Origin of the sequence: Archangium violaceum (genome assembly GCF_016887565.1) — a bacterium.
Lineage (GTDB): Bacteria > Myxococcota > Myxococcia > Myxococcales > Myxococcaceae > Archangium > Archangium violaceum_B.
Genome location: NZ_CP069396.1, coordinates 4134126 through 4155653, shown reverse-complemented (window position 1 = coordinate 4155653; position 21528 = coordinate 4134126). Strand labels below are relative to the sequence as shown.

General features: G+C 70.3%; 15 protein-coding genes. 9 read left to right on the top strand and 6 right to left on the bottom strand.

Features of this window, described 5'->3' with window-relative positions:
- Nucleotides 1–3: 3 nt before the first annotated feature.
- Nucleotides 4–3783, bottom strand: coding sequence for an ATP-binding protein (locus tag JRI60_RS17200; RefSeq protein WP_239470569.1), 3780 nt, complete (start codon nucleotides 3781–3783; stop codon nucleotides 4–6).
- A gap of 265 nt (nucleotides 3784–4048) precedes the next feature.
- On the opposite strand from JRI60_RS17200, the gene JRI60_RS17195 reads away from it, so the two are divergent.
- Nucleotides 4049–4834: a DAPG hydrolase family protein gene (locus tag JRI60_RS17195; protein WP_204226949.1), complete on the top strand. Its 786-nt coding sequence runs from the start codon at nucleotides 4049–4051 to the stop codon at nucleotides 4832–4834.
- Between the two features lie 14 nt (nucleotides 4835–4848).
- On the opposite strand, the gene JRI60_RS17190 is transcribed toward JRI60_RS17195, so the two are convergent.
- Nucleotides 4849–5241 (bottom strand): YbaN family protein, encoded by a 393-nt coding sequence (locus JRI60_RS17190; RefSeq protein ID WP_239470568.1) that lies wholly within the window; start codon nucleotides 5239–5241, stop codon nucleotides 4849–4851.
- Complete coding sequence (locus JRI60_RS17185; RefSeq protein WP_204226948.1) at nucleotides 5238–8132, bottom strand: aldo/keto reductase; 2895 nt, start codon at nucleotides 8130–8132, stop codon at nucleotides 5238–5240. The genes JRI60_RS17190 and JRI60_RS17185 overlap by 4 nt, the downstream gene beginning before the upstream one ends.
- A gap of 37 nt (nucleotides 8133–8169) precedes the next feature.
- On the opposite strand from JRI60_RS17185, the gene JRI60_RS17180 reads away from it, so the two are divergent.
- The 3 genes from JRI60_RS17180 to JRI60_RS17170 all read left to right on the top strand — a co-directional run bounded on the left by JRI60_RS17180 (nucleotide 8170) and on the right by JRI60_RS17170 (nucleotide 11405).
- Nucleotides 8170–8820 carry a hypothetical protein gene (locus JRI60_RS17180; RefSeq protein ID WP_204226947.1) on the top strand — a complete coding sequence of 217 codons (651 nt, stop codon included), beginning with the start codon at nucleotides 8170–8172 and terminating at the stop codon, nucleotides 8818–8820.
- Between the two features lie 118 nt (nucleotides 8821–8938).
- Nucleotides 8939–9370, top strand: coding sequence for a hypothetical protein (locus JRI60_RS17175; RefSeq protein ID WP_204226946.1), 432 nt, complete (start codon nucleotides 8939–8941; stop codon nucleotides 9368–9370).
- 115 nt (nucleotides 9371–9485) lie between these two features.
- Nucleotides 9486–11405, top strand: coding sequence for a HAMP domain-containing sensor histidine kinase (locus tag JRI60_RS17170; RefSeq protein ID WP_204226945.1), 1920 nt, complete (start codon nucleotides 9486–9488; stop codon nucleotides 11403–11405).
- A gap of 9 nt (nucleotides 11406–11414) precedes the next feature.
- Here JRI60_RS17170 and JRI60_RS17165 read toward each other — a convergent pair whose 3' ends face one another.
- Nucleotides 11415–12536 (bottom strand): hypothetical protein, encoded by a 1122-nt coding sequence (locus JRI60_RS17165; protein WP_204226944.1) that lies wholly within the window; start codon nucleotides 12534–12536, stop codon nucleotides 11415–11417.
- A gap of 126 nt (nucleotides 12537–12662) precedes the next feature.
- Here JRI60_RS17165 and JRI60_RS17160 point away from each other — a divergent pair, with 126 nt between their 5' ends.
- Nucleotides 12663–14909, top strand: a complete 2247-nt coding sequence (locus tag JRI60_RS17160; protein WP_204226943.1) for a YfhO family protein — start codon at nucleotides 12663–12665, stop codon at nucleotides 14907–14909.
- 44 nt (nucleotides 14910–14953) lie between these two features.
- Here JRI60_RS17160 and JRI60_RS17155 read toward each other — a convergent pair whose 3' ends face one another.
- Nucleotides 14954–15211, bottom strand: coding sequence for a hypothetical protein (locus JRI60_RS17155; RefSeq protein ID WP_204226942.1), 258 nt, complete (start codon nucleotides 15209–15211; stop codon nucleotides 14954–14956).
- Nucleotides 15212–15513: 302 nt separating this feature from the next.
- Between JRI60_RS17155 and JRI60_RS17150 the strand changes: the two genes are divergently transcribed.
- The 4 genes from JRI60_RS17150 to JRI60_RS17135 all read left to right on the top strand — a co-directional run bounded on the left by JRI60_RS17150 (nucleotide 15514) and on the right by JRI60_RS17135 (nucleotide 21080).
- Nucleotides 15514–16485: a sensor histidine kinase gene (locus JRI60_RS17150; protein WP_204226941.1), complete on the top strand. Its 972-nt coding sequence runs from the start codon at nucleotides 15514–15516 to the stop codon at nucleotides 16483–16485.
- Between the two features lie 5 nt (nucleotides 16486–16490).
- A complete protein-coding gene (locus JRI60_RS17145) occupies nucleotides 16491–17942 on the top strand; it encodes a sigma-54-dependent transcriptional regulator (protein ID WP_204226940.1) in 1452 nt (483 codons plus the stop codon).
- A gap of 274 nt (nucleotides 17943–18216) precedes the next feature.
- On the top strand, nucleotides 18217–18963 hold the full coding sequence (mrpC, locus tag JRI60_RS17140; RefSeq protein WP_204226939.1) for a Crp/Fnr family transcriptional regulator MrpC: 747 nt from the start codon (nucleotides 18217–18219) through the stop codon (nucleotides 18961–18963).
- 242 nt (nucleotides 18964–19205) lie between these two features.
- Nucleotides 19206–21080, top strand: a complete 1875-nt coding sequence (locus tag JRI60_RS17135) for a MutS-related protein (RefSeq protein ID WP_204226938.1) — start codon at nucleotides 19206–19208, stop codon at nucleotides 21078–21080.
- A gap of 135 nt (nucleotides 21081–21215) precedes the next feature.
- On the opposite strand, the gene JRI60_RS17130 is transcribed toward JRI60_RS17135, so the two are convergent.
- Nucleotides 21216–21413 carry a hypothetical protein gene (locus JRI60_RS17130; protein ID WP_204226937.1) on the bottom strand — a complete coding sequence of 66 codons (198 nt, stop codon included), beginning with the start codon at nucleotides 21411–21413 and terminating at the stop codon, nucleotides 21216–21218.
- Nucleotides 21414–21528 lie beyond the last annotated feature (115 nt).

The window sequence follows — 21528 nt, the reverse complement described above, 5'->3', positions numbered from 1 at the left end:
GGCTCAAGCGGGTGCGTCGCCGCGAGAGCCCTCCAGGACTCGGGGCAGGTCGTCCACGTCGATGGGCTTGACGAGGTGCACGTCGAAGCCGGCCTCCAGCGCCTTCGACCTGGCCTCCGAGCCGCCATAGCCCGTGAGTGCGACCAGGTAGAAGGAGCCTCCGTCCTTCGACGCGCGCACCCGCCGGGCCACCTCGTAGCCGTCGATGCCGGGGAGGCCCACGTCCACGAGGGCCACGTCCGGGCGCACCTCCAGCACCTTCTCGGCCCCTTCCAGGCCATTGGTGGCCACCGCCACCTCGTGCCCCAGGTCCTCCAGGAGCTCCTTCATCATCTCGCGTACGTCCGGGCTGTCCTCCACCAGCAACACCCGGCGCTTCTGGGGTGAAGCGGGCGCCGCGAGTGGAAGGGGGGAAGGCGGCTGGATGGACAGGGGCACCTGGCGGCCCAGAGGCAGCCGGACGATGAACTCGCTGCCTCGTCCGAGCCCCTCGCTCCGCGCGGTGATGGTGCCACCGTGCATGCCCACCAGCCTCTCCACCAGCGTCAAGCCGATGCCCAGACCGCCACCGGCCCGGTCGATCGACTTGTCGACCTGGACGAACATCTCGAACACCTTGTCCAGCATGTCCGGGGGAATGCCGCGCCCGGTGTCGCGCACGTGCAGGACGGCCCACGGCGTCCCCTGACGCTCCTCGCGCGCCACGCGCACGGAGATGTGGCCGCCGGGCTCGGTGTACTTGGCCGCGTTGGTGAGGAGGTTGGAGACCACCTGCTCCAGGCGCGTGGCGTCCGCCTCCATGCGGAAATCCCCGGGGCCGAACGTCACGGTGAGCTCGTGCCCGCGCCCGTCTATCTGCGAGCGGCTCGTTCCAATGGCGTTCTGGACGATGGAGGTGAAGTCCACCTCCTTCTTGCGCAGCTCCACCTTGCCCCGAGTAATCCTCGACACGTCCAGGAGGTCATCGACCAGGCGCACCAGGTTGACCACCTGGCGGTCGCATGTCTCCCGGAGACGAGCCGCCCGGGCCTCGTCACCCTGGACGCGGCCCATCATCTCCAGGGCCGTACTCAAGGCGGCCAGGGGATTGCGCAGCTCGTGGGCCAGCATGGCGAGGAACTCGTCCTTGCGCCTGTCGGCCTCCTCCGCGCGGCCACGGGCCTCGTGCTCCGCCGCCGCGAGCTTCTCCACCTGGTTGCGGGCCAGGACCTGGGCCGTCACGTCCACGGCCACCGCCATGACCCCCACGATGGTGCCCGTCGCATCCCGCATGGGCTGACAGGTGAGCTGGAAGTACACGTCCTCCGGCTCGCCGTTGCCACGCCTGTCCAGGGGGACGCGGAAGTCGTCCGACGTGAAGGTCTGGCCGCTCTTGTACACGCCCTCCAACATCTGGAAGACGGCGGCGTCGTGAGGCAGCTCGGGGTAGGCCTTCCGCATGGGTTTGCCTATCAGGTCCGCCTGGCGGCCCACCATCTCGAGGTAGCGCGGGTTGGCGAACTCGTACGCGAGCTCCGGACCCGAGAAGAAGCACACTCCCACGGGCGCCTGCATGAGCTGCTCGTGGAGGCGGGCGCGGGCATTCCGGGTCTCGGCGTGGGCCCGGGCGATCTCCAGTCTCGCGCCGACGCGGGACACGAGCTCTCGCGCCGAGAAGGGCTTCACCAGGTAGTCATCGGCGCCCGCCCGCATTCCCTCGATGGAGGCCTCCTCTCCCGCCCGCGCCGACAGGAGGATGACGGGCACGGACGCGGTCCGCGGGTCCGCGCGCAGCTCGCGCAGGAGCCCGAAGCCGTCCAGCCCCGGCATCATCACGTCACTCACCACCAGGTGGGGTGTGCGCTCGCGGGCCGCGGCGAGGGCCGCCACGCCATTGGACACCGCCTCCACCGTCCAGTGCTCGCCGAGGAGCCGTTGGACGTAGGCGCGCATGTCCGCGTTGTCGTCCACGAGGAGGATGCGCTCCGGGCCCGGGCCCCCCTGGCGAACCACCCGCGCCTCGGGCACGACCGCGTCCCCCCATTGCGCCGCTTCCTCCAGGAAGGGAGCCCGCCCCAGCCGTGTGGAGGAAAGGGGAGACGCCGCCTGGATGTGCTCCGGCCGCAGGTGGGCCGAGCCCAGGGGAAGCGACACGGTGAAGGTGCTGCCCTGGTCCACGGTGCTCTGGACCTCCACCGTCCCGCCATGCAGCTTGACGAGCTCCTTCACCAGGGCGAGCCCGATGCCACTGCCCTCGTTGGTGCGGCCTCTCGCGCCCCGCACCCGGTGGAAGCGCTCGAACAGGTGCGGCAGCTCGTGGGAGGGAATGCCCGTGCCCGTGTCCGCCACCGTGAGACGGACCCACTCCCCCTGGAGCGAGAGGGCGACGCGAATCTCCCCCTCGAGGGTGAACTTGAAGGCATTGGACAGCAGGTTCAGGACAACCTTCTCCCACATCTCCCCGTCCACGTAGACGGGCTCGGGCAGCGGCGAGCAGTCCACCACCAGCCGCAACCCCGCGCGCTCGAGGGTGGAGCGGAAGGTGCTGGCCAGGTCCTCCGTCAGGGCGGACAGGTCGGTGGGACGGAAGCTGGCCTGCACGCGCCCGGCCTCGAGGCGGGAGAAGTCCAGCAGGGTGTTGACGAGCTTCAACAAGCGCAAGCCGTTGCGGTGGACGGCTTCCTGCCGTTCGCGCTGGCGCGGGGGAAGGGGTTGCTCGACGTCCGCGAGGCCCTCTTCCACGGGGCCCAGCAGCAACGTGAGGGGCGTCCTGAACTCGTGGCTGACGTTGGAGAAGAAGTCCGTCTTGGCCCGGTCCAGCTCCGCGAGCGACTCGGCGCGCCGCTTCTCCTCCTCGTAGGCACGCGCGTTGGTGATGAGGTTGGCGATGTGCGTCGCGGTGAGCTCCAGGAAGCCGCGGTACTTCACATCCAACTCCTTGCGCGGGCTGATGCCCACCACCAGCATGCCCGCGGGCTTGTCGTGGCCCGGCTTGGACAGGGGCAGCACCAGGGCCGAGGACGCCGCCTCCGGCCAGGGGCCTCCCGGGAGCCCGCCCAGGGAAGGAGGCAGGGTCTCCAGCAGGACGGCCTGGCCCGTGCTCTCGACGAAGGCCCAGGGCCATGACGCGCTGGCGTCGCCAACGTCGAGCCTGGACGGGGCGGCGCTACTGCCCGGCTCCACGCCCACCACGCCCACCCGCTGAGCGGTCCTGCCCTGCGTCTCCCTCAGGTACAGCAGGGCGAAGGGGACGTCATGACGGTTGGAGGCGAGAACGTGCGCGGCCTTGCGGCACACCTCCTCCGCGCTCTGCTGCTCGCCCGTGATTTCGCTCAACTCCCGCAGCGTCTGGAGCCGCCGCTCACTCAAGATGCGCTCGGTGGTCTCCGTGCACGCGCAGAAGGTGCCACCAATGCCTCCGGACTCGTCCCGGATGGGCGAGTAGGCGTAGGTGAAGTACGTCTCCTCCAGGTAGCCGTTCCGGTCCATGCACAGCAGCCCATCCTCGATGAAGGTGGACTCGCCCCGCTCCATGACGGCATCGATCATGGGGCCGATGACGTCCCAGATCTCCGTCCAGCCCTCCCGAGCCCGCTGTCCCAGGGCCTTGGGGTGCTTGGTGGCTCCCAGAATGGGCCGGTAGCCGTCGTTGTAGAACTGGACGAGCTCCTTCCCCCACCAGACGAAGATGGGGTGCCGGCTGGTGAGGAGGATGGAGAGGACGGTCCGAAGGCTCTGCGGCCACGTCTCCACCGGCCCCACGGGCGTCCTGGACCAGTCCAGCGCCCGCATGAGCTCGCCCATCTCCCCTCCCCCTCGGAGCACATCATTCAAAACGGGAGATAGGGGGTGGGCAGGAGGAGAAGCTGGCATGAAGAGGACCTGGTGGGGGCACGTGACGGCGGTGCACACATACACAGCAACACGCGCCCGCTCCTCTCCATCCATCCGAGATGTTCACCTCCAGGAACTCCATGAGTGCCGCCCTCCAGGCGGCCGGGCCGGGCTCCAGGGAAAGAGCGGGTGAGAGACCGAGCGCCCCCTCCCCGGATGGTTCAGGATGCACGCCATGCCCGAACTGGACCTGCGAGCGTTCCAATCCGAGATGAGGCCCATTCCCGAGCGGGTCAAGGAGGCCCTCGCCCGAGGTGTGCGGCGGGACTCCGAGCCCCTCGGCCTGGCCCAGGCCTCGCGCCTGCTCGAGCCCGGCCATCTGCCGGTGGAGGATGGCGTGGAGCGTCACCCGGAGGGAATGCTGGTCGTCTCCGTGCGCACGGAGATGCCGGGCGTCACCGGGGAGATGATCGACTGGTGGTTCGGCTGGCACCTGACGTCCTCGGAGCGCTACCGGCTGTGGCACCCCAAGGCCCACCTGAAGGCCACGGTGAAGGAGGACCGCTCCCACCTGCCGGGCAATCGCGAGCGCTACGTGGGCAACGTGTCCTACGTGGACGAGTACATCGGTGACGAGCTGATGAAGCTGTCCATCGAGTTCGCCAACCCGGGCGTGTACGGACTCACTGCCGACGGGCTCGCGCGAGCCAACGTGGGCACGGCCGTGTGCGCCCGCACGGCGTTCCGGGGCACGCCGCTGGCCGTGGGCCACCTCATCCACCTCATCCGCCACGTCGAGGGCGGGTGCGAGATGCGCAGCCGCTTCTGGCTGGGGGACGTGCGGGTGCGGCTCCCCGTGCTGGGAGACGCGCTCTCCCGTCTGGCCAATCTCCCGCCACTGCGCCGGCGCGTCATGCCCGACCACCTGGGGCTCAACCTGCTGGCGCACTGCGCCGAGGAGATGAATCACCTCGCCCGCTTCCTGCCCGCGCTGTACCGCCAGGCGAACGGCACCCCGTAGCGAAGCCTCCAGGACTACCCGGGCGGACGGCTCGGGCGGCTGAGGATGTACGTCGCGCCCACGAGCATCACCGCCGCGGCCCCGGCGAGCACCGGCCACTTCACCCGCGCGACGAACGCCATGAGCGCGAGGCTCACCGCCATACCGGTGAGCGCGCTCACCTTCACCTTCACCGGCACGATGCCGTGCTCATGCCAGGCCTGGAGCTGGGGCCCGAAGCGCGGATGTGTATACAACCAGTGGTGGAAGCGGCGGGAGCTGCGCGAGAACGCCCACAACGCCACGAGCAGGAAGGGCGTCGTCGGAAGCAACGGCAGGAACGCACCGAGCACCCCGAGGCCGAAGCAGAAGAAGCCGAGCGCCAGGAAGAGGAAGCGGAAGCGCGGATTCGGGGACGGGTCGGTCATGAGCTCCCTCTCATCTTGCCCGCGCCCGGTCCGGGCTCGTCCTCGTCGAGCAGCGCCAGGAAGGTGTCTCGCGTGCCTCCTGGCGCCTGCCTCACCAGGGAGTTGAATCGCTGGTTGCTCGCACGCACCCGCTCTCCATGCGCTCGCATCGCCGCCAGCACGTCCGGCATCATCCACGGCCTCTCGAGCACCTCCAGGTTCTGCCTCAGTTCGCGGTGGTTGCGCGGCGCGCTCAGGCTCGCCGCCACCCCAGGCTGCGAGAGTGAGTAGCGGTAGCAGTCCACGGCACTTGGGAGCGCGAGGTCCGGGGATTCCCCCGGCGCGGGCCTCAGGAGACGCCCGTAACAGGTCGCGGTGAAGGTCAGCACACCCGTGCCTCGTACGAGCGCCTCGGGGAACAGGGCCGCCTCCGCTCCCGGGTGCGCGGCGCTGTGGCGCGTCATCACCACCGGCCAGGGCTTCTGGCCCAGCGCCTCCAGCGCGATGTCCCGGTAGTGCGTGGAGAAACCAAAGGCTCTCACCTTCCCCTCCGCGCGCAGGGCCTCCAACGCCTCGAAGTTCTCCGCGTCCAGCCGCTCGCGCGAACGCACCCAGAACAAAAGGAAGACATCCAGCCGGTCCGTGCGCAACAGGCGCAGCGCCGCCTGGACATCCCGGCGGATCGCCTCGGCCCCCGAGTGGTACGTGCCAGCCACCACCACCAGCCCATCCCGCTGGGAGCGCCCCGAGCGCAGGAAGCGCGTGAGCTCCGTGTAGCGCGGCTCCCAGAAGAAGGCATTCACGCCCGCCTCGTGGGCCTCGGCCAGCGAGCCGGCCGACAGCCCATGCGCCCCCGAGAGCACCAGGGGCGAAACACTCAACCCCGTCTGCCCCAGAGGTCTCCGGGACGTATGCGATGGCGGCTCCGGCTGCGTGCGCGGGCTCGGCTTCGCCCGCTGGGAACGCGTGGGCCTCCGCCGCTCGATGTCGGGGGCCCCCGTGAAGAGCTCGTCGGGGAAGACGAGCGTCATCGCCTCCAGGTGCGAGACCACCCGCGCCGGCTCGGAGACGTCGCGCAGCGCCGCGCACAGACGCTCGAAGGCGGGGCCATCCGCCCGTTGCAGCAGCCACGTGTAGGCGGAGACGCGAACGTCCCCGTCCCGCTCGCGAGCGGGGCCGTGCAACAGCTCGGACAGACGCGCCTCGAGCGTCTCACACTCCTCCAGCACCGAGGCCGCCGCGGCTCGCACCATGGGAGACGTGTCCAGCGACAGGCGCAGCAGCGCGCTCAACTCCTCCCGCTCCCCCTCCGGTTCGAGCAGCCCCGCCGCGCGCGCACGAATCCACGGATCCGGTGAGCTCGCCCCCGTGAGCCCGGCGGCGCGCGACTCCGCGAGGGACAGCTCGTGACGGCGGGACACGAGGAGCCCCATCGCCACGCGGCGAACCGAGGGATCCGGGTCGCTCGTGCACGCGGCCCGCGCGGAGTCCGTGTCCAGCACGGCGGCGCGAATCCACGGATCCTCGTGCCCGGCCGCCGCGCGAAGCTCCGTCTCCGAGAGCACTCCCTTTTCCGCGAGCGCGGCCAGCGCCACCGCGCGGACCGACGGGTCCACGTCCTCCGAGGCCCGCGCGAGCAGCGCCTCGTCCTCCAGGAAGGCCGCGGCCTCCGCGACGGCACGGCGCTCGCGAAGTGTACGGGCCCGGGGCGCGAAGGCCGCCAGCGCACGGGCGTACGCCTCGACTGCCTCCGGTGACACCGGCCTCGACTCCCACGCGGAGAGGACGGCCGCCCGCACCGCCTCCTCCGGGTCGTCGAGCGCGGCCAGGACCCGCGCCCGGCTCTCCGGGTCATGCACGAGTCCCGAAAGCGCCGCGCGCCGCACGGCGGACTCCGGATGCTGGGCCAGGACGCGGACGCGCTCCAGCAGCTCCGGGTGGGCCCTTCGCGCCGCCACACGTGCCGCCCACCCCACCGACCCCGCCCGAGGCGGCTCGTCCAGAATCCGCGAGGCGAGGGCCACGTCGTCCAGGTCGAATCGTTCGAGCAGCGAACGGACCTCGTCCGCGGCATGGGGGACGCGCGGCTCGTCCAGCCAGCGCATCGCGAGCCGGAGGGCCTCTGGCTCGCCCCGCTCGCGCAGGCGGCGCCGCGCCAGCACCCGCAGTGGCTCATGGGGATCTCCCAGCCACCGCACCAGGTCGGACATGGGAACGTCCGAGGCGGGCATCCGTTCGAGCCGCGTCGTCACCACCGCCGGATCCTCGTTGTCGAGGCTCCCCTCCCCCACCAGGGCCGGCTCTGACGGTGGCGGGAGCTCCCCACCCGGAGACGAGGGCGCCGCGCCCCACACGCCTCCGAGGTACACGGCGGCGGCCTTCACCGCTCCATGCCGGGAGCCCTCCGCGGCGGCGCGCACCCGCTCCCGCACGAGCGCGTCCGCCTCCCCGAGCCACACCAGTGCCTGCACCGCCGCGTTCCGCACGCGCCAGAAGGGGTCCTCCAGCGCTTCCAACAGGAGCTCCAGCGCCCCGGTCCCCGCCACCGAGCCCGCGGCCCGGATGGCGGCACGGCGCACCCACCAGACCGGCTCTTCGCGAAGGGCGCGCGACGCATGCGGCAACAGCTCCCGCGTGCCCAGCCGGGCCAGCGCGCGCCAGGCGCGGTCGCGGACACTGGACATCGGATCGCCCAGGGCCTCGAGCAGGGCCGGAGCGAAGCGCTCATCCCTCGCCTCTCCGAGCCGGCGCGCGGCGGAGGCGCGGACCTCGGCGTCCTCGTCGGTGAGCAGGGCCTGACGCAGGGCATGGCGGCCCGCCAGCACCGAGGCATCGACGGCCTCCACCGCATCGCGTCGCGTCTCGGCGTTCTCGTCGAGCAGCCGCACCGCGGCCGGATCCAGATGAGACATGCACGCGGACTCTACGCGCCCTGGTAGAATCGTGGGCATGCCCGACATGCTGGCCATCATCAGCAAGGCCGTATTCGAGAAGGAAGCGTCTGGCCGCTCCCCTGGCGAAGTGCTCCCCATCGACCGCTACCGCAGCGCCAGCAAGCACCTGGAACCGCTGCGCGCGGGAGGGCGGCTCTTCCTGGTCACCGTGCGGCCTCCGGCGGAGGCGCTCTGGCTGGTCGCGGTGCTCGAGGGACCGAGGTTCGAGGACGGCGGGTGGCTCGCCCAGCCCAACCGCGTGCCCATCACCGACGTCACCGCCCTCATCCCCCGCCTGCGCTTCGAGTCCGGCAAGGGCATCCAGGCCGCGAAGGGGGCCCTGGGCATGTCGCTCCAGACGCCACGCGCGCTCACGTCCGAGGACGTGACGCTGCTGCTGGGAGCGGTGGGCGGCACGGTGGAGGCGCGTCTCATCCACCTCACGGCCCATGATGAGCGGGGACCCCTGCCGTGCCTGTGCCGGCGCTGCTTTCCCCAGAGCGTCGAGCACGCCGAGGCCGGAGGCATGAAGTTCACCCGTACCCAGGTGGAGGCCGAGGGACGGGTGCTCCACTACTGGCTGCCCGACGAGCTGCTGCCCGACACGCAGGAGGTGGCGAAGTCGGTCCGTGGCGCACTCGCCGCCCACCTGCGCCCCCCGCGCTGAGTCGTGGTGGGGGCGGCCCTCCTCTCGGATGCCCGTCCGGCGGCAGGTCCATCATTGTCTCGCAGTGAGCGGATGCGCACCCTGGAAGGTAGCGTTCATCAGCACACGAAGGGGGGCCATGATGAAGACCTGGGTCAAGGCGTGCATGGGGAGCGTTCTGCTGTGGGCGGGAGCGGTGCTCGCGCAGGAGACCTCGGACCCGAAGGCACAAGCCTACTCGCGGCAGTGTGATCGCGCGGAGCTCCAGGAGCTCGAGAGCGAGGCCCTGGCGTTCGCCGTGCCGGGAGGCTGCGAGGACGTCGGCCAGTGCCGCTCCGCGCCCGTGGGAGTCAAGGCCTGCGGCGGACCGCGGAGCTACGTCGTCTATTGCGCGACCTCCACCGACGAGGACAGGCTGCGGAAAGCGCTGGACCGGCTCGCCAGGCGTGAGGAGCGGTTCAACCGGCAGTGCGGGGTCTTCTCCACCTGCGAGTTCCTCTCTCCGCCGGAGCTCGAGCTGGTGGAGGGCGAGTGCCGGGCGGTGACGCCTCAGCCGGACACCCTCCCGTAACCCTCGCGGGGGACCGGGCGGCGAAAAATCTGGATAGACGGATCTTCCCGGAGGGGGGTTGCTGCTTGCTATCCTGCCCCCGCCCCATGAACGCGTCGAGTCCGGAGACCTCCCGATGAAGGCGAAGCAGGAAGTCCGGCGCGCCGGGTGGCACCGACTCCTGTCGTTGCGCGTTCTCGTCCCGCTGCTGCTGCTCGCGTATGCGTGCTTCTTCGGCCTGTACACCCTCCACCGGGACGTGACCCTGCGCGAGCAGCAGGTGGAGGAGCACGCACGCGACGACATCAACCTGCGGATGACGTACCTGCAGGGGACGCTGGAGTACCTGCTGCGCACCCATCAGCTCGAAGCGGCGCGCGAGCAGATCTCCGATCTGGGCACCAATTCCGAGCTGCGGGTGGGCCTGCTGCTCGATGACCAGCGGCGGGTGCTGGCCGCCACCCGGTACGAGCTGATCGGCCTGCCCGTGGAGCGGGCCTGGCCGGAGCTCATGCGCCCGCAGGCCGTCGCCAGCCTGGACGCCGCCCGGCAGCGCCTGCACGGGCACGTGCGGGTGAGCGAGGATGGCCTGACGGTGGAGGGCGTCTTCCCGATCGCCCTCGGGGCGGAGGCCCGCCATCATTGGGTGGGCTACCTCTACCTCCAGCAGGATCTGTCACAGCTCAAGGCCGCCCAGCTCGAACGGGCCGAGCGCTCCGCGCTCCGCGCGGGCCTGCTGCTGGGGCTGATCGCCGGGTTGATGGGGGTCGTCTTCCATTTCGTCCTGGGACAGCGCGTGCAGCGCCTGGAGTCCACCGCGCGCCGGATCGCCCGAGGGGAGCTGCACGTGCGCGCCGGGGTGCGCGGGATGGACGAGCTGGGGACGCTGGGCCGCGCCTTCGACAAGATGGCCGAGCGGCTCGCGAGGGAGCAGGAGGCCCTGCGGCGCTCGGAGGCCAGCTCCCGCACCCTCATCGAGCGCAGCCCGGACGCCATCTTCGTGCACCGGGAGGGCAGCGTGCACTTCGCCAACCCGGCGGCCATCGCCCTGCTGGGCCACGAGGGTCAGGAGCAGCTGCGGGGCCAGAAGGTGGACGACCTGCTCATGCCCGAGGAGCAGGGGGCACTCACCGAGGACACGGGGGAGAGCGGTGCCGCGCGGGAGGTCCACTTCCGGCACCGGGGTGGCCAGCCGGTGCTGGGCGAGGTGGTGACGTTCACCATTCCGTTCGACGGCCTGCCGGCGCGGGTGTCCATCGCGCGCGACGTCACCGAGCGCAAGCAGGTGCAGGAGAAGCTGCGGTCCACGGACCGGATGGTGTCGCTCGGGACGCTCGCGGCGGGCGTGGCCCACGAGCTCAACAACCCCATCTCCTACGTGTTGAGCAACCTGCGCTACGCGGTGGACGAGCTGGCCGAGCAGCTTCAGGCGGGCAAGCCCCTCACGGACGAGCAGGCGCGCGAGGTCCACCAGGCGCTCGAGGAGGCCCTCGAGGGCGGCGAGCGCATGCGCAACATCGTGCGCGACCTGAGGAGCTTCTCGCGCCGGGAGGACGAGCGCTTCGGCCCGGTGGACATCCACGCGGTGCTCGACTCGTGCGCCAGCCTGGCCCGGAGTGAGATCCGCCACCGCGCGCAGCTGGTGAAGGAGTACGCGGAGCTGCCGCCCGTGCTCGGCAACGAGTCACGGCTCGGACAGCTCTTCCTCAACCTGCTCGTCAACGCCGCGCAGGCCATCCCCGAGGGCGATGCGAAGGGCAACCGGGTGCGCCTGGCCACCTCGCTCGTGGACAAGGACTGGGTCGTGGTCACCGTGGAGGACTCGGGCTCGGGCATCTCCCCGGAGAACCTCCAGCGGCTCTTCAAGCCCTTCTTCACCACCAAGCCGGTGGGCGTGGGCACCGGCCTGGGCCTGTCCATCTGTCACGGCATCGTCACGGCGATGGGCGGACGCATCGAGGTGTCGAGCGAGCTGGGCAAGGGCACCGCCTTCCACGTCTACATGCCCGTGGCCGAGCAGGGCACGCGCACCGCCGCCGAGACGAAGTCCGCCTGAGCCCCGGGCTCACCCGAGGGAGACGCTCACGGACTCGGGCTGGAGCTCGTCCTCCACGACCACGCCGGCCACGGTGTCACCGAGGGCGGCGCACTCGAGCCCGAAGGGCAGGTAGCCCGCGAAGCCCAGCAGCGGCATCTCGAAGACGAGGAAGCGGTGCACGTAGGGCACCGAGTAGATCCACTTGTTGAGGCTGTGGACGTTCCACATCTCCCAGAAGAAGCCGCACAGGACCGAGGCGAGCGCGGCGGAGACGACGAGCCTCCAGTCGCCCGTGGCGACGTCCGACAGGACGTGACGCTCTCCGCGCAGGGCCTGCAGCGACACCAGGATGAGGACGGGAGACACCCAGAGCAGGGGGAAGAGGAAGTCCGGCCACACGCCGATGCCCGCCAGCCCGAGCCCCGAGATGGACAGGACGACGACCGCGGCCAGGCGCGGATGGGAGAAGCGGATGGGATGGAAGCTCGCGAAGGAGCCCTCCAGGCGGGGGAAGCTCCTCAACCACTCCTGGGTCCCGAGCACGGCGGGCAGCACGGTGGCGAACGGCAGCGTCGCGGCCCAGAAGTACTCGGGGGCGGTGAGGTCCGTGCCCACGTAGTACCAGTTCTGCACGAACCGGTTGAGGTACTCGAAGAACCACCAGAAGGTGGCGCTCACCGGGAAGAGCATCAGGAAGAAGCGGGGCCGGTCCATCAGCATGCAACGGCCGGTGCGCCGGTACGTGAGCGCGTTGATGACGAGGATGTAGGCGAGCCACAGGGGCGAGAACGTGTGCACCTGGATGGGCTCGAACCAGGGCATGCGTGTCCAGGCCACGAGCCAGTTCGCCCCGCCGAACGCCAGGCCGGCCCAGCCCCACCAGGGGAAGGGTTGGAGCGAGGGCTCGCGCGCCTCCCCACGTCCCCAGGTCCGCGAGGCTCGCAGCAGCAGGGGAACGACCCAGCACAGCGTGAAGGCGGCGATCAGGAAGAACGCGGTCCAGGAGAACCCGGCGTGCTGCACGTAATGGGTCCTGGGGGGGAATTCGAAGTAGCGCGCGTGGGGATGACCCACGAGCGAAGTCCCCACCAGCGGCAGACCCAACAGCATCACCGCCAGGATGACGACCTTCGTCAACGTGCTCTTCATGAGAAAACCCGCCGGGAGAAGAGGTCCAAGGCAAGCAGATCCCCAGGCGCACGTCGAGACCAACCCCACGCGGGAGAGAGGGTCGAGAACCGGACTCCACACGGCGTCTGTTAAAGTGCCGTGACGATGAAAGAGCCCGTGCGTCGGCGGATCCTTCTCTGGTCGGGGCTCCTCGCGGGCATGGCCCTCGTGTACCGCTCCGTGCTCGGAGGCAAGGTGCTGGCGGGGCGGGATGCCTTCCGCATCTTCATCCCGGACTCGGCCTTCCTCCTCGAGGCGCTGCGGGCCGGGGAGCTGCCCCTGTGGAATCCCTATCTCCGGCTGGGGCAGCCTTTTGCCGCCACGCTGTACTCGCAAGTCTTCTATCCGCCGCGGCTGCTCACCGTGCTGCTCGCGGGGCCGGTGGCGGGACTCACCCTCCAGCACCTGCTGCACGTGGCGATCGCCGCGGCGGGCACCTTCCTCCTGCTGCGGCACCTGCGCGCCTCCCGCCCCTCGGCCGTCCTGGGCTCCGCCGCCTTCGCGCTCTCGGCACCCTTCTCCGATCTGGCCGCCCAGCAGAACGTGGCCAGTGCCGCCGCGTGGACGGGCTTCCTCCTGCTGGCCTCGCGCCGGGCCGCGCTCCAGCCCTCCGCCCGCCGCGCCGCCCAGGTGGCGCTCGTCGCGGGCCTCTCCTTCCTCGCGGGCTCGCCGGAGACGTGGCTGTGGCAGGCCCTGCTCGCCCTGGCCGTGGCCCTCGCCGCGCGGCGCGAGGTGCGCGCCGGAGTGGCCACGGGCGCGGGGCTCGCCTGGGGCTTCGTGCTCGGGGCGGTGGTGGCCCTGCCCGCGCTCGAGTTCGCCCGCAACTCCACCCGGAGTACGGGGGGGATGAATCCGCTCGAGTGGTCCCTGTCCTGGCCGCAGCTCCTCTCCGTGGCGTGGCCCTTCGCCGAGCACCCGCGCTCGCGCTACTGGGAGGGGGACGATCAGTTCTTCATCCTCGTCCTCTTCCTGGGCACCCTCACCTGTGCCCTGGCGCTCGCCGGACTCGGGCGCTCGCGGCGGGCACTGCCCTTCGGGCTGGGGGCCCTGGGACTCACCGCGCTCGCCCTCGGCGCGCACTTCCCCCCGGCGGCGCTCCTGCTGCGGCTCCCGCCCTTCCACCTCTTCCGCTACCCGGTGAAGTACTTCGTCGGCGCGGCCTTCTGCCTGGCGGTGCTCGCCGCCCTCGGACTGGACGTGCTCGCCCGCCGGGCCCGCCGGGGAGAGCGCTCCCTCTGGCGCGTGGCCGCGGTGGTGGCCGCCCTCTTCGCCGCGCTGCTGCTGGGCCCTCCCCTCACCCGGCTCCCCCTCTTCCGCGCTGGCGTGGAGGCCGGACTGCCCTGGGTGGTGCTGGCGCTCGGCGCGGGCGCGCTGGCCTTCATCCTCCCCGCCGCCGGCCCCGGGCGAGCCCACCGCGTCCGCCGCGCGCTCGCCGTGATGGCCCTGGTGGAGCTCGGCGCGTTCCACCTGCTCCAGGGAGTCACCGACAGCGCGCCGCCCGAGTCCCTCGGACGGCCCTCCCGGCTCGCCGCCGCCATCCCCGCCGGCTACGCGGGCCGCGTCAGCGTGGACCTCTCCGGGGACGAGCTCTCCGAGCTCCCCACCACCGTGAGCGCCACCGCGGCGCCGCCGCCCGGCGAGGGGGGCTCGTACATCGCGCTGAGCCGGGACGCCCTGGTGCCCAACCGTTTCGTGGAGGAGCGGCTGCGCGTCTTCGAGGGCTATGGAGCGCCGGAGCCCCTGCGCATCGAGCCCCTGTACGAGTCGGGGGCGCGCGCGGCCTTCGACCTGGCCGGGGTGGGCTACTACGTGCGGAGGGGGCCGCCGCCCTTCGCGGACCTGGTGCCCGTGCTCGCCTCGCCGGGACTGCCGACCCTCTACCGCTCCGACACCGCCCTGCCGCGCGCCTTCGTGGTGCACGCCGCGCGCGTGGCCGGTGACGAGGAGGCACGGACGGCCTTCCTGGACCCGGCCCAACCCCTGCGCCGCACCGCCCTGCTCTCCGAGGGTGAGCCCCTGGAGGGCCCCGGCTGCGGGGGCTCGACGGCGCGGGTGACGGCAGCGGGCCTGTCCCGGGTGGAGGTGGTGCTACAGGCCTGTGGCGCTGGCTACCTGGTGCTGAGCGACTCGCACTACCCGGGTTGGGAGGCCACGCTGGACGGGGCGCCGGCGCCGGTGAGACGGGCCAACGGGGTGATGCGCGCGGTGCGGGTGCCTCCGGGGGCGCACACCGTCCGCTTCGACTACCGGCCCCTGAGCTTCCGGGTGGGGGCGCTCGTCTCGGTGCTGGCGCTCGGCGCGCTGGCCCTGGCGCTGCGGCCCCGCAAGCACGAAGGGCGGCCTCCTATATAAGGAGGACCGCCCCTCGGGATGCATCCAGCGGTACCGCGAAGGACTTACTCGTCCTTGTTGGCGCCGAAGTTCTTCAGCGACTTGCGCTGCAGCTGGGCGTTGGCCGTGGTGCCGGTGTTCTTCACGTCCTCGTTGCCGGCCAGGGCCTCGGCGGAGGCGCCGAAGAGCTTGCGGATGTTGTTGCCGAACAGGGTGATGACGCCGATCGCCGCGATGGCGATCAGGGCCACGATGATGATGTACTCGGTCATTCCCTGACCACGGCGCTTGGCGAGCTTCTTCAGGTTCTTGTTGGCGGTCATGTTCAATCTCCTGGGTAGGGGGGTGGACCGGGGTGGCCACCTGCGACGATGAGTAAAGTACCCGCCTACTCGGCTGACCTCTATCCGTCATCGGGAGGATGATCGCACTTCCCTGGGATTTCGCGGGGCTGGCTCCTGGCCGGGTTCCGGGGGACCCCCGAGTGTCAGCTGGCGGACAGCCGGGCGGCCGTTCGGGCCGTTCCCAGGGTGGGGAGAGCGCCAACTGTCGGATTCTCAAGGGGAATCCCAGCTCATGTAGGGGGACATGGGGGCGGTCGACTCGTTATGTTTCGCACCTGCCCATGAACCTCCACCTGCTGCAGGCCGCTCAACTCTCATGGTCTCAAAACCTGCGTGTGACCCGCGTCGAGGGTGACTGCGAGACCGTGCTGCATCGTCCGGCTCCGGAATTGAAGGATCGGCCGCTCCACGTGGTGCTCGGTACCAGCGCCGAGAAGGTCCGGGAGCTGGATGCCCTGGCCCGGCGTGGCACCGGCGCGGTGGAGTTCCTCTACGCGCAGCTGGGCGCGGGGGACCCGGTGCCCCTGCGGCTGACGCTCGGGGTGGACGAGACCGAGGCCACCGCCGTGGCGATGGACATGCGCTCGCTGCTCAAGGGGGCGCCGCCGGTGCAGCTGTCCGGACTGGCCTCGCAGCTGAGCCATGAGATCCGCAACCCGCTCAGCTCGGTGAAGATGGCGGTGCAGACGCTGGCGCGCAACACGGGCCTGTCGGAGAGGGACCAGCGCCGGCTGACGATCGCCAACCGGGAGATCCGCACCATGGAGCGGATGCTGTGGATGCTGTCCGAGTACGGCCGGGACAGCACGCCCGCGATGGATCAGCACGTGCCGCGCACGCTGGTGCAGGAGGCCATGGCCATGGTGGCGCCGGAGCTGGCCGAGCGGCGCGTGGAGGTGCGGGTGGACGAGGCCCCGGAGCTGCCGCGGGTGCGGGTGGACGCGGGGCGGCTGCGGCCGGTGCTGGCCCAGGTGCTGCTCAACGTGGCCATGGGGATGGGCGATGGAGGAAACGTGGAGGTGACCCTGCGCCAGGGAGCCCAGGGGCGGGTGCAGCTGGTGTTGAAGGACCCGGCCGGCGAGATGCCCGAGGAGCTGGACACGCTCTTCGAGCCCTTCGAGTGCGGGCTGGCGCGGGGGGCGGGGCTGTCGCTGGCGGCCCTGCGCCGCGTCCTGGTGCACCAGGGAGGCGACGTGTCCGCCGAGGCCGCACCTGACACGGGCACGGTGTTGACGCTCACCTTTGCGGCTTGAGGACCATGGAGACGCTTCTCATCGTCGACGACGACCTCTCGCTGCTCGAGTCCTTGAAGATGCACTTCGAGGACATCGAGCACGAGGGCGCACCGCGCTACCATGTGGTGACGGCGACCAGCGCGGCCGAGGGCCTGCGGCTGGCGCAGGAATCCCTGCCGGGCGTCGTCATCCTCGACATGAAGCTGCCGGACCGCACGGGTCTGGACATCATCGAGGAGATGAAGAGCCTGTGCGGGGACGCGCGCATCATCCTCGTGACGGCCTTCCATGACATGGAGACCACCATCCGGGCCATGAAGGCCGGGGCTTTCGACTACATCCACAAGCCCTTCCCGGATCTGGCGGCCCTGGACATCGTGGTGTCGCGCGCGCTCGAGTACCGGCAGCTGTCGCGCCGCGCGGCCTCGGTGAGCGTGGAGAGCGCGGCGGCGCGCCTGGGAGACATCGTCGGGACCAGTCCGCTCATCCAGCAGCTGGTGAAGGAGATCGGCAAGGTGGCGGGCAGCCGGGCCACCGTGCTCATCCAGGGCGAGAGCGGCACGGGCAAGGAGCTCATCGCCCGCGTCATCCACAACTACTCCTACGACGAGCCCAAGCCCTTCATCGGCATCAACTGTTCGGCCATCGTGGACACGCTGCTGGAGAGCGAGCTGTTCGGCCACGAGAAGGGCGCCTTCACGGGGGCCAACGCCGTCAAGCCGGGCAAGTTCGAGCTGGCCGAGGACGGCACCATCTTCCTGGACGAGATCGGCGACATGTCGCTGATGCTCCAGGCCAAGCTGCTGCGCGTGCTGCAGGAGCGCGAGTTCGAGCGGGTGGGCGGGGTGAAGCGCATCAAGCTGCGCGCCCGCGTCATCGCCGCCACCCACCGCAACCTGGTCGAGGAGGTGGCCTCGGGGCGCTTCCGTGAGGACCTCTACCAGCGCCTCAAGGTGATAACGCTGGGGATTCCCCCGCTGCGCGAGCGGCGCGAGGACATTCCCCTCCTGGTGCAGCACCTGCTGGAGCGCATCAACGAGAAGGTGCACAAGCGCGTCACGCGGGTGCCGCCCGAGGTGTTGGACCACCTCACGCGCCTGCCCTGGCGGGGCAACGTGCGCGAGCTGGAGAACGTGCTGACGCGGGCGGTGGTGCTGGCCCCGGGCGAGGTGCTGCTGTCGGAGAACCTCCCCGCCCTGGAATCCGCCCCGCCCGAGCATGGCTTCCCGCCCAACGGACACCCCCACCCGGCCAACGGCCATGGGGGAGCGCCCCTGCCCAACTTCCTGGTCACCACCATCGACGACCCGAGCCGCATCCCCACCCTGGAGGAAGCGGAGCGGATGCTCATCGAGCTGACCATGAACGTGACCAAGGGTCACAAGGGCAAGACGTGCCAGATCCTCGGCATCAGTCGTCCGACGCTGGAGCGCAAGCTCCAGAAGTACGGCGTCCGACAGGATCAGCAGCAGTAAGCGGCGAGGGACGCGTTTCGAACACTGTTCCGCGTCCGACAAACCCCCGCGCGAATTGAACGAAACGTTCAACTTGATCAGACTGTTTGAACGTTCTGTTTCAGGTTTCGGACACTCTTCAGGGGGAGAAGGGGGGCTGTAGCGCCAAGTAGCCGTCATTCCAGGGTTTTTCGCGTCTTGGGAAAAGCGTTCGGGTTGGCACAAAGCTTGGAGAGGGACTGTTCCGTCCGCAGCACAGCAAGCCCACTTTCAACCGCCCGCAGGAGTGCCCGCCATGCACGGTTTCAATCGCCCTCTCGGTCCGATCGGCTCCAACGTCGTTGCCCCCATCCAGACCACCAGCTCCGGCATGCTGGTGACGGCCAACAAGCTGATCCCCGGGCAGGAGGCGATCGACTTCAAGGGGTACTTCAAGGTCGAGTCCTTCCCGCACAACTCGGTCATCTACCGCCCGGGAGACACGACGGACCGCGTGTACCTGCTGAAGACGGGCCGGGTGAGGCTGATGCGGCTGGGCAAGAACAGCTCGCGCTCGGTGGTGAGCATCCTGCGCCCGGGCGACCTGTTCGGCGAGCTGTTCCGTCCGGAGGGGACGCCGGTGGAGGAGATGGCGATCGCCTCGGGTGAGGCCGAGGTGTGGAGCATCGAGGGCCGCGACTTCCGCGCGCAGCTCGAGGCGCGTCCGGCGCTGGCGGTGGACGTGGTGCGCGCCTACGCCGAGCGCGTGCGTGCGCTGCGCAAGCGGGTGCTGGGCCTGACCTTCAAGGAGGTTCCGGCGCGGCTGGCGGACACCCTTCTGACGCTGGCGGAGGCGCACGGTGAGCGCTGCCCGCACGGCGGCGAGACGGACCTGCGGGGCATCACGCAGCAGGACCTGGCGGATCTGGTGGGCGCCTCCCGCTCGTTCGTGTCGACGCTGATCAACGAGATGAAGCGGGATGGCGTGCTGGGGAACGTGGGTCGCATCCTGTGCATCCGTGACCAGAAGGCGCTGAGGAAGCTGGCGTCGAAGGAGAAGTGAGAAGAGGACGTTGCTGCGCGGACACCCTCCCTCTCCCACCGGGAGAGGGGTCGGGGGTGAGGGTCTCCGTCACCGTGCTCGCAAGCTGAACCCAATCCGAGCAGTACCTCCGTGTCCCACATGACGGGCGCGGATGCGAGGACCCTGGCCGCCGCCCAACGAGAGGGCAAGGCGCCGGGGTTCATCATTTTCGAGCAACGAGCGCGTCTCCGGGCTTGCCCTGTCAGCCGGGGCGACCCAGCATGCGCGCGCCCGTGAACACACCGCTCATCGAGACTTCGACTCCGAACCGGACGTACACCGAGCGCCGCGCCGCCGCCGAGGCGGAGCTGAAGCGGCTGGATGGCATCAGCGCGCGCTACGCGAACCTGAGGGCGCTGGTGTTCACCGCGGGAGCGGTGGTGGCCGGGCTCATTCTGTTCAAACGGCTGCCGAGCCAGTGGTGGTGGGCGGTGGGAGCGGCGCTGGCGGTCTACGCGCTGCTGGCGGTGCTGCACCACCAGGTGTTCCTGCGAGAGGAGCGGCAGAGGCTGTACGTGAAGCTCAACGAGCGGGGGCTGGCGCGGCTGACGAGGGGCTGGCACGACTTCGCGGAGCGAGGGGAGCGCTTCCTGACGGGCTCGCACCTGTACGCGGCGGATCTGGACGTGTTCGGGCAGGGCAGCGTCTTCCAGCTGATGAACGAAACGGCGACACGAGCGGGAGAGGAGCGGCTGGCGGCGTGGCTGTCCTGGCCGGCGCAGGCGGAGGAGGTGCGTGCGAGGCAGGGAGCGGCGAGGGAGCTGATGCCGCGAGTGGAGTTCCGGCAGGACGTGTGCGTGGAGGCGCGCACGGTGGCGAAGGAGAAGGCGGACCCGGGCCTGTTCATCCAGTGGGCGGAGAGCGGCCCGTCGCTGGCGAGCATCCGGTGGGCGAGGCCGGTGGCGGTGGTGCTGCCGCTGGTGACGCTGACGCTCTACGTGCTGGGGCGCATGGAGGTGCTGCCGAGGCCCCTGTGGTGGCTGGGACTGCTGGCGCAGCTCGGGGTGGTGTGGGCGACGAGGAGCACGCTGCGTCAGATGGAGGAGAAGATGAGCGCGGGGGAGCACGGGTTCGTGCGCTACGCGCCGGTCTTCGAGCGGGTGGAGCGTGAACGATTCGAGCACCCGGAGCTGAGGCGGGTGCAGGCGGGCCTGCAGCACGAGGGAGAGCCGCCGGTGTCCACGCACCTGAAGCGCTTCAGCTGGCTGTACTCGTTCGTGGAGTTCAAGCGGCACCAGTTCCACCCGATCGTGCACCTGTTCACCCTGTGGGACGTGCACGCGCTGTTCGCGCTGGAGAAGTGGAGGGAGAAGCACGGGGCGCGGGTGAGGGGCTGGTTCGAGGCGCTGGCGGAGCTGGAGGCGCTCTCGTGCCTGGCGGGGCTGGCGTTCGACCGTCCGGGCTTCCTCTGGCCGACGGTGGAGGGAGACGGGCCGAGGGTGAAGGCCGTGGGAGTGGGACACCCGCTGCTGGACAGCCCGGTGTTGAACGACGTGGAGCTGCCGGGGCCAGGGAGCGCGCTGCTGCTGACGGGCTCGAACATGTCGGGGAAGACGACGCTGCTGCGAGCACTGGGACTGAACGCGGTGCTGGCGCTGGCGGGAGCGCCGGTATGCGCGAAGGCCTTCTCGCTATCACCGCTGCAGGTGCTGACGAGCATGCGGGTGAAGGACTCGCTGGAGCGTGGGGTGTCGTACTTCTACGCGGAGGTGCAGCGCATCAAGGCGGTGCTGGACGCGGCGGTGGCGGCGAAGGGGCAGGCGATGTTCCTGCTGGACGAGATCCTGCTCGGAACGAACACGAGGGAGAGACAGATCGCCTCGCGCGAGGTGCTGAAGCTGCTACTGGCGACGGGGGCCTGCGGAGGGGTGACGACGCACGATCTGTCGCTGGCGAACCTGGCGGAGGAGTACGGCGGGAAGGTGGTGAACATGCACTTCCGCGATCACCTGGAGAACGGAAAGATGGTGTTCGACTACCAGTTGAGACCCGGGGTGGTGGACACCACGAATGCGCTGAGGGTGCTGAGGATGGCGGGAGTGCCGGTGGAGGATACGGAGCAACCCCCCTCCCCCACCGAGTCACGACTGGGCTGAAAGAAACCCAAGCCGCCCCTCCCTACTCCTCCCCACTCCTCCCTCTCCCTCTGGGAGAGGGTCGGGGTGAGGGTATACGACCCGCTGTTCCCACCGTGGATGAAGCGCACCCGCGAGCCCTGACGAACAACCGGCTCACTTCTTCTTCCGGAGCACCTCGGCGGGCAGGTTGCGGCGGACCGGCTCCAGGATGACGACCAGACACGCGGTCAGGGGAGCGGGGAGCATCACGAGGCCGAGGATGAAGAGGAACCGCAGGACACGAAAGACAAAGCGCAGACAGGCGGAGAAGGAGCGCCGGAAGGCGCCCCCCGCCGGGGAAAAGGAAGACATGGCGTACTCCTCGAGCTGAAGGACATTCCAGGAAGGGACCCGGGAATGGCTCAGCGGAGGAGAGCGCGATGCGAGATGAAGAGGCGGCGAGGGGGCCCTGGGAGGAGCACCTCGG